The organism is Streptomyces sp. NPDC002785 (genome assembly GCF_040295565.1).
Lineage (GTDB): Bacteria > Actinomycetota > Actinomycetes > Streptomycetales > Streptomycetaceae > Streptomyces.
In genome coordinates this window covers 1-9239 of sequence record NZ_JBEOVN010000249.1, presented here as the reverse complement: position 1 = coordinate 9239, position 9239 = coordinate 1, and the positions used below count along the sequence as shown (strand labels likewise).

6 protein-coding genes and 1 pseudogene are annotated in these 9239 nt (G+C 72.0%); all 7 read left to right on the top strand.

All coding sequences use genetic code 11. The features are described from left to right. Positions 1-152: 152 nt before the first annotated feature. Positions 153-348: pseudogene (locus ABTZ94_RS33810) on the top strand (hypothetical protein); the annotation flags it as partial. A gap of 149 nt (positions 349-497) precedes the next feature. Continuing rightward, complete coding sequence (locus ABTZ94_RS33805) at positions 498-911, top strand: hypothetical protein (protein WP_351206668.1); 414 nt, start codon at positions 498-500, stop codon at positions 909-911. A 139-nt stretch (positions 912-1050) separates the two neighbouring features. After that, a complete protein-coding gene (locus ABTZ94_RS33800) occupies positions 1051-3114 on the top strand; it encodes a phage holin family protein (protein WP_351206666.1) in 2064 nt (687 codons plus the stop codon). A gap of 27 nt (positions 3115-3141) precedes the next feature. After that, entirely contained in the window at positions 3142-5253 is a 2112-nt protein-coding gene (ligA, locus tag ABTZ94_RS33795; protein WP_351206665.1) for an NAD-dependent DNA ligase LigA, read from the top strand. Between the two features lie 157 nt (positions 5254-5410). After that, entirely contained in the window at positions 5411-6235 is an 825-nt protein-coding gene (locus ABTZ94_RS33790) for a rod shape-determining protein MreC (RefSeq protein WP_351206670.1), read from the top strand. Between the two features lie 29 nt (positions 6236-6264). Further along, positions 6265-6831 (top strand): hypothetical protein, encoded by a 567-nt coding sequence (locus ABTZ94_RS33785; protein WP_351206663.1) that lies wholly within the window; start codon positions 6265-6267, stop codon positions 6829-6831. 29 nt (positions 6832-6860) lie between these two features. Then, positions 6861-9188, top strand: coding sequence for a protein translocase subunit SecD (secD, locus tag ABTZ94_RS33780; protein ID WP_351206661.1), 2328 nt, complete (start codon positions 6861-6863; stop codon positions 9186-9188). The last annotated feature ends 51 nt before the right edge of the window (positions 9189-9239 follow it).

The following is a 9239-nucleotide window of genomic DNA, read 5'->3' as shown; positions in this document are numbered from 1 at the left end:
CCGCGTTGTCGGAACGTCCGCATACATCCAGTATGCGGACGCCCCTCCGCCTTGCGATGCACCGCATCTGACGCCGCGCGCTGTCCCGCCAGGGAGTACGGGACAGCCCTTAGTGCCGTGACCGGATCGGACGACCCGGCTCCGTCCGGCCGTTGCGTCCGGCCGGTCACTCTCAGCCGCGGAGGCCCGGCGCCCCCGCCGCCCGGCACATCGACGGCGTCTTCGCGGACGCCTCGGACGGCCGCACCCTCGACGTCGTGGACCCGGCCGGCACCGGCGAGGTCTACGCGACCTCTCCGCTCTCCGGCGATGCGGACGCCGATGCGGCCATGGCCGCCCCGTCGGCAACGCCGTCGTCCTCAAGCCGTTCTACCCCGGGGCGGGGCGCACCGGCGTTCCGTGTCCGTACTGCGCACTCCTCCCGTCCCGACATGCGCCTTTTTGTGCGGGAGCCGGAGAGGTAGGGTCGCCGGTACGCCTAGCACGGGGGGACGGCCATGGGGGACGCAACGGACGTACGGGTGGCGGCCATCGCCAGTCTCACACCGCTCGAAGAGCTCGACAGCGATCCGTTCCTCGTCGACACCCGAAGCCAGCACGACATGTGCGCCCGCTGGGCCGCAGACAAGGGATACGTCGTCACCCGGCAGTTGCGCTTCTACGGGCTGCGCCCCGACCACCACGCCCTGTGGACGGATGTCGAGAGCGGCGATGTCGAACTCTTCGTCGCCGCCAACGACCGGGTGCTGGCGCGGGCCCTCACCTCGGTGCCGGAGTTCGCCGCGGAATGCGAGCGGCGCGGCGTACGGCTGGAGATCGCGGGACTGGACGAGCCGCCGTACAACGCCCGTACGAAGGCGAGTGTGCACCGCAGGCTTTCCATGCCGACCGCCGGATACGACGGCTGCTGACCGGCCACCTGCCTGCTGCCGCCGACGGCCCGCACCCGCGCTGTGAAAAGCTGGGGGGCAGGGCCCGGGACGGCGGGGTCCGGACGTGAGGTGGAACGGCGTGGGTGACGGGCAATGGCGAACAGCCGGCAGTGCCCTGATGCGAGTGGTTGTGGTGTGGGCGGTCTCGACGCTCACGATGCTGGCGCTCGCCGGGATTCTGCCGGACTTCCAGCTCCAGTCGGACGACGGCGACAGCATCACCAAGGTCGCGTTCACCGCGGCCTGGGGCGCCGGAGCGTTCGGTCTGCTCTCCGCACTGGTCTGGCCGGTCCTGGTACGGGCACTGCTCATCGTGCCCGCGCTCGTCCTCGGGATGCTCGTCTTCTTCCTGAACGGCTCGCTGCTGCTGGTCGCCCTGCGGCTCATACCGGACGGGCGCGGCGCCGCCAACCCGGAGACCGCGGTCGTCGTCGCGGCCGTGATGTCCGCCGTCGCCTCCGCGACCTCCACGGCGCTGGCCGTCCGCGACGACAACGCCTACCGGCGCCGGCTCTCACGGCTCGCCGACCGCCGCCGTCGGCGCAGCGGTGCGGACAGCGGGCGCAGCGGACCGCCGGGCACCGTCTTCATCCAGCTCGACGGCGTCGGCCACGACGTGCTTGCCCGGGCCGCCGACTCCGGCCTGATGCCGACCGTCGCGAACTGGCTCGCCGACAAGGAGAGCCACCGGCTCACCCCGTGGCGCACCGACTGGTCCAGCCAGACCGGCGCCAGCCAGCTCGGCATCCTGCACGGCAGCAACCACGACGTCCCCGCCTTTCGCTGGTACGAGAAGGAGACCGGCGACGTCATGGTCTCCAGCCGTCCCGCGAGCGCCATCGAACTCCAGCGCCGGGCCATCGCACGCACCCATGACGGCGGGCTGCTCACGCTCGACGGTGCGAGCCGCGGCAACCTCTTCAGCGGCGGCGCCGACCAGCTTGCGCTCGTCCTGTCCATGGCGGCCCGGCGTGGCAAGGGCCGCCGCTCCCGCGCCGGGTACTTCGCCTACTTCTCCGATCCGGCCAATGCTGTCCGTACCGCGCTTTCGTTCGCCGCCGAAGTCTGCCGCGAGATCGGCCAGTCCACCAGGGCGCGGATACGGAAGGACATGCCCCGGATCAAGCGTGGCGGGCTCTACCCCTTCATCCGGGCCTTCGCGACCGTCGTCGAACGCGATGTGGTGGTGGCCGCCGTCATCGGGGACATGTTCGCCGGGCGCACCGCCGTCTACGCCGACCTGGTCGCGTACGACGAGGTGGCGCACCACTCCGGACCGAACAGCCGCGACGCGGAGAAGGTGCTCACGCGACTGGACCGCTCGCTCGCCCTGATCGTCAAGGTCGCCGAACACACCCCGCGCACCTACCGGATCGTGCTGCTCTCCGACCACGGGCAGAGCCCCGGCGAGACCTTCGCGGGGGCGTACGGGCTGACGCTCAAGGACCTGGTGCGGGCGGGCTGCGGGCTGCCCGTACCCCGCCGGGCGGAGCGCACCCGCAGTGGTTCGGAGGCGCGTGACGCGGTACGGATCGCCCTGCACCGCCGGCCGGCCGAGGAGCGCGAGGCGGAACACCGCGCCGAGCCGTCCGACCCGGTGGTCCTCGCCTCCGGCAACCTCGGCCTGATCTCCTTCCCCGACGTCGAGGGACGCGCCTCGCGCGAACAGCTCGACCGGAGCCGTCCCGCACTGCTCGGCACCCTTGCCAACCACCCCGGCATCGGTTTTCTGCTGGTCCGCAGCGAGCGGCACGGATCGGTGGTGCTGGGCCGTGGCGGCACCGAGGTCCCGGTGTCGGAACTGAAGGACGGGGAAGGACCGCTGACCCCCTTCGGCCCGGGCGCGGCGGCCGCGGTGCGCCGCACCGACACCTTCCCGCACGTCGCCGACATCATGGTCAACTCGATGCACGACCGGGCCACGGGCTGCGTGCACGCCTTCGAGGAACAGATCGGCTCGCACGGCGGTCTGGGCGGCGAGCAGTCCCGGCCGTTCCTGCTGTGGCCGTCAGACCTGTCGGCGCCGGTGGCGCAGGGCACGGAGCTGGTGGGGGCGGAGCAGGTGCACGAGGTGCTGCGGCGCTGGCTGCGGGAGTGCTCGGGACCGCAGATCCCGCTGGCAGCGCCGGGCGCGGTGGGCGGCGCGGACGAGGCGGGCGGGACGGTTCAGCAGGCCGGCTGAGGGGCGTTGTCAGTGGTGGGCGGCAGGATGGGGGCCATGACGAACTCAGCTGTTGTGCTCGCCGATGCCGCCGCCTACGCCGCTGCGGTCGAAGAAGCGTCGCGGGCCGCCGCCGATTACTACGCCACGGGCGAGAGCACGCTCGACGACGATGCGTACGACCGGCTGGCAAGGGGGATCGCCGCATACGAACAGAAGCACCCGCAGGAGGCGCTGGAGGCGTCCCCGACCGGCAAGGTGGCGGGTGGCGCCGCAAGCGGGGACGTGCCGCACACCGTGCCGATGCTGTCCCTGGACAACGTCTTCTCGGCCGAGCAGTTCGCCACGTGGACTGCGTCGCTGGAGCGCCGGATCGGCAGGCCCGTCGCCGCGTGGAGCGTGGAGCCGAAGCTCGACGGCCTGGCTGTCGCTGCCCGCTACCGGGCGGGCCGCCTCGAGCAGCTGATCACACGGGGCGACGGCACCGCGGGCGAGGACGTCTCGCATGCGATCGGCACCGTGGCCGGCCTCCCCGAGCAGCTCGCCGAGCCGGTGACGATCGAGATGCGCGGCGAGATCCTCATGACGACAGAGCAGTTCGAACAGGCCAACACCGTGCGCACCGAGCACGGCGGCGCCCCCTTCGCCAACCCGAGGAACGGCGCGGCGGGCACACTCCGCGCCAAGGACCGCGCGTACACGGTGGAGATGACGTTCTTCGCCTACGGTGCCCTGCCGCTGCCCGAGTCCGGAGAGCTGACCGACACCCTCGCCGAACTCCCGCACAGCGAGGTCCTGGAATACGTCGCCGGGCTCGGCGTGCACACCGCGGCGGCCACGGATGTGGCACCGCGCACCGTCACCACGGTCGAGGAGGTGCAGGCCCGGGTCGAGGAAGTCGCGGCCGTGCGCGCCTCGTTGCCGTTCGGTATCGACGGCATCGTGATCAAGGCCGATCTCGCGGCCGACCAGCGCGAGGCCGGTTCAGGGACCAGGGCGCCGCGCTGGGCCATCGCATACAAGCTCCCGGCCGTCGAGAAGGTCACCCGGCTCCTCGGCGTCGAGTGGAACGTGGGCAGGACCGGCATCATCGCGCCGCGCGCCGTGCTGGAACCGGTCGAGATCGACGGCTCGACCGTCAGCTACGCCACACTGCACAACCCGGCCGACATCACCCGGCGCGATCTTCGCCTGGGCGACCGTGTGATGGTCTACAAGGCCGGCGACATCATCCCCCGTATCGAGGCGCCCGTCGCCCATCTGCGGACCGGTGACGAGCAGCCCATAGTCTTCCCCGAGGCATGTCCGCAGTGCGGCTCCGAGATCGACACCAGCGAGCAGCGCTGGCGCTGTGTCCGGGGCCGCGACTGCCGCCTCGTCGCCTCCATCTCGTACGCGGCGGGCCGCGACCAGCTCGACATCGAGGGCCTGGGCGCCACCCGGGTCGTCCAGCTCGTCGATGCCGGCCTGGTGGCCGACTTCGCAGACCTCTTCACCCTCGACCGCGAGCAGCTGCTCGGTCTGGAACGGATGGGCGAGACCAGCACCGACAACCTCCTGGCCGCCATCGAAACGGCACGTACCCAGCCGCTCTCCCGGGTCTTCTGCGCGTTGGGCGTACGCGGCACCGGGCGCTCCATGTCACGGCGGATCGCCCGGTACTTCGCGGACATGGACCGGATCAGGGCCGCCGACGTCGAGGAGCTCCAGCGGGTCGACGGCATCGGCAAGGAGAAGGCCGCGGGTGTCGTCGCGGAGCTGGTGGAGCTGGCCCCGCTGATCGAGAAACTGGCGGCCGCCGGGGTCAACATGACGGAGCCCGGCGCGACGCCGCCGCCGGAGCCGGGCGAGGAGGGCACCGAAGCGGCTGCCGTCGCGGACGGGGAGCGGGCCGCGGGTCTGCCGCTGGACGGGATGACCGTGGTGGTCACCGGCGCCATGACCGGCGTGCTGGAGAAGCTCTCCCGGAATCAGATGAACGAGCTGATCGAGCGAGCCGGCGGGAAGTCCTCGTCCAGCGTCTCCAAGCGCACCACGCTCCTGGTCGCCGGGGAGAAGGCCGGATCCAAGCGCATCAAGGCCGAGGACCTCGGTGTCCGGATCGCCGCGCCGGACGAGTTCGCAGAACTGATCGCCGGGTTCCTGCCGACGGAGGTGTGACGCACGACGGAGACCTCGCCGCGCCCGAGCCCTTGGATTTTGCCTGAGAGTGGCTTTCTTTGCCTCCCTATTGCATAGTGAGGGATCGGCCATGCCTCGCTATCAGCGGGTCAATGGGTGTGTGAACGGCCGCGTCGGCAGGCCGGTGGGAGGGGCGATGCATTCGCTGCACGACGGTCCACGGCTCGACCGGTCCGTCCGCCGGGAGTACCGGGGCGTCACCCGGGGCCTCGCCCTCGACCTCGGCAGCTCCCGGACCCGCGCCTGGATGCCCGGACACGGCGTCATCGCCGACACAGACGCCTGCGGCGACTTCGGCGCCGGGGCAGCGCACGGCCGCCCGGTCCGGCGAGGGCGCATCGTCGACCCCGTGTCCTGCGGCCGGATGCTCGGCCGTATCGCCGACAGTGCCCTGGGCGCGGACCGCACCGACACCGTGATCGTCCTCAGCCATCCCGTTCTCGCCGGGTCCGAACACCGTGCCGCGGCAAGAGAACTGCTCGCCGCACTCCGGCCGACGAGCATCATCGCCCTGGACAGCGCGAGGGCCGCCGCCGCATACGCCGGACCGCAGGACGGCGGCCCGCTGCTCGTCGTCGACATCGGCGCCGAGCTGACCGAGGCGACCCTCCTCGTCGACGGGCTGGTCCGCGACGCCCGCCAGGCCGAGACGGGACTCAGCGACCTCGCCCCCTCCGAGCCGCCCACCGCAGTCGTCCACACCGTCCTGGACATGGTGGACGAAATGTGGAAGCAGGACCGGCACGGTGCCGTCCTGGGGGCCCTGCGCAAGGGCCCGTTGCTCGCCGGCGGCGGCGCCACCCGCCCCGACATCACCGACCGGGTCGCGGTCCGCCTCGGCGTTCCGGTACGTCTCGCCGACGACCCCGCGACCACGGTCGTACGCGGCGCCGGGCTGATACTCAGCTCCGTGCTCCGCCGAGCCGGCGTGACACCGGCCCTGCCCGGCCGAACGAGGTGACCCCCCTCCCGGGGCCGCCCCCGGGGAATGTGCCCCCGAGGGCATGGCCGGGCGCACCGGCACACCGCAGAACCGCACAGGCGGCCCGACAGGTCTTCGTCGCCCTCCTTCTCGCCGTACTCACCGTCGTCGTCGGCGCCCCCGCAGCCGCCGGATCCGTACTCCCCGCCCGGCCGTTCGCCGGTGTGCCGCCCTCCGCCGCGTACTCACCCGGCGCCCATCAACCCACCCCGCACACGGACCGGACCGCCCGCACGGGCACCGTCCACGACACCCGGCGCACCCGCACGGCCACGGCGACCGACCGCCACCGGCTGCCGACGAGCGCACCCCAGCCCAGGGCCGGCACCGACCACGCCCGCACCCAGCACCATCTCCCGCCACCCGGCCACAACTTCCTGCTGCCCGGCGCACCGGGCATCCGCGTACCGCACCACGCCCTCCAGCGGGCCCCCGCCGCACCCCCTCGTGCCACCGGCCGCTTCCGCACTGCGCTCCCCGCCGTACGCGGGCCTCCGAGGACAGCCGTTCACCGGCCACCGGTCCTGCCACCGGTCCCGTCCCACAGACCCGCCGGAACGTCCTCGCCGAGGTGAGGGCGCCCGGCGCCCCTCGGAGGAAACCCATGACTCGCGCCACCACGGTGCGGGCGGTTCTGGCTGCGGCCGTCCTGCTCGTCTCCGTGCTCATCACGCTGACCATGTCACCCAGACTCGGCCTCGACCTTCAGGGTGGCACCAGAATCGTGCTCCAGGCCAAGGACTCCGACACCGCGAAAGCGGACCGGGAGAGCACCGACCGCACCCTTGAGGTGCTCCGCCAGCGCATCGACTCCCTCGGCGTCACCGAACCCACCCTGACCCGCTCCGGCGAGGACCGGATCATCGTCGAGCTCCCGGACGTCCAGGACCCGCGCAAGGCCGCCGAAGTCATCGGCAGAACCGCCCAGCTCAGCTTCCACGCGGTCCAGGGCCCCGCCACGCAGAACGACGACAAGGCGGGCGACAAGGCGGATGCCAACGCCGACGACGGGCCGACGCTCCCCGACGAACAGGGCCGCTCCCTCGACCTCGGCCCGGCCCGGCTCTCCGGCGCGGGCGTCAAGGACGCCACCGCCGCGTTCGACGCCCAGCAGGGCGCCGGCTGGACCGTGTCCCTCGACTTCCACAAGAAGGCGGGCCGGGACTGGACACAGCTGACCGGTGAGGCCGCCTGCCACCCGGTCCAGGACGACCGGCGCCGCGTCGCCATCGTCCTCGACGAGCAGATCATCTCCTCGCCACAGGTTTCCCCCTCGGTCGGCTGCAACGTCGGTCTGCCGTCCGGCTCCACCCAGATCACCGGCTCCTTCAGTGCCGACGAGGCCCAGGAACTGGCCCTGCTGATCAAGGGCGGCGCCCTTCCGCTCCCCGTCGAGATCGTCGAGCAGCGGACCGTCGGCCCGACGCTCGGTGCAGACGCCATCGACGCCAGCGCCCGGGCCGCCCTCATTGGCGCCGCGGCCACCGCGCTCTTCATCACCGTCATCTACCGGCTCTTCGGCGCACTCGCCGCCGTAGCGCTCGCCGCCTACGGACTGATCTCGTACGCGGCCCTGGTCGCCCTCGGAGTCACTCTCACCCTGCCCGGCCTCGCCGGATTCGTCCTGGCCATCGGGATGGCGGTCGACGCCAACGTGCTGGTCTTCGAACGGGCCAGAGAGGAGCACGCACAGCACCCGGGCCGTTCCCTGCGCTCCTCGCTGACCGCCGGATTCCGTGGCGCTTGGAGCGCCGTCGCCGACTCCAACGTCACGACGCTGATCGCCGGCGTGCTGCTCTTCTTCCTCGGCTCCGGACCGGTGAAGGGTTTCGGTGTCACACTTGCCATCGGTGTGTTCGCCTCGATGTTCTCCGCACTCGTCATCGCGCGAGCACTCACCGAGATCGCCGCAGGCTCACGATTCGTCAGCGACTACCAGGGCGTCAACGGCATCACCGCCCCCGGCCGGGTACGCACCTGGCTGACCCGCCGCGATCCCCAGCTGATGCGCTCACCGCGCCGCTGGCTGCTGATCTCGACGGCACTGATCGCCGTCGCGGTCCTCGGCATCGTCGTACGCGGGGTCAACCTGGGCGTCGAATTCACCGGCGGCCGGCTCGTCGAGTACTCGACCAGCCGGCCCGTCGACGTCGAGCGGGCCCGCAGCGCCCTGGCCGACGCGGGCTTCGGCGACGCCGAGGTCACCACGGCGGGCGCGGGCGACCTCTCCGTACGCACCGGAAAACTCGACAACGACGGCGAACACGCCTTGCGCGCCGCCCTCGCGGAGGAGGGCGGCAAGACCACCAAGGTCCGCGACGAACTCATCGGCCCCAGCCTCGGCGACGAGCTCCGGCGCAACGCCCTGATCGCGCTCGGCATCGCCGTCCTCGTACAGCTGGCGTATCTGGCGATCCGGTTCCGCTGGACGTTCGCCGTGGCCTCGGTCGCGGCGCTGGTGCACGACGTCATCATCCTGGTCGGCGCCTTCGCCTGGCTCGGACGCACCGTTGACGGCATCTTCCTGGCCGCACTCCTCACCGTCATCGGATACTCCGTCAACGACTCGGTGGTCGTCTTCGACCGGGTGCGGGAACTGTGGGCGAAGGCGCGTCGCGTGCCCTTCGCCACGGTCGCCAACCAGGCTGTTCTCCAGACCGTCCCGAGAACGGTCAACACCGGAATGGGCGCTCTGTTCATCCTGACCGCACTCGCCGTGCTGGGCGGCGACTCCCTCGCGGACTTCGCGCTCGCCCTGCTGATCGGCATCTGCGTCGGCACGTACTCCTCGGTGCTGACCGCCGTACCGGCCGCGCTTGTCCTGGAGCGGAGCAGCAAGGCCCCGCCGCCCGCCCGGAAGCGGGCCCCCGGACGCCGGTCCGGTACGAGGGCGGCGCGCCGGGATCCGCTCGACAACGGGGCACGCGTATAGCGGCTCCGGGACGCACGTCGCCCCCGCCCCCTCGGAAACTTCGTTCCCGAG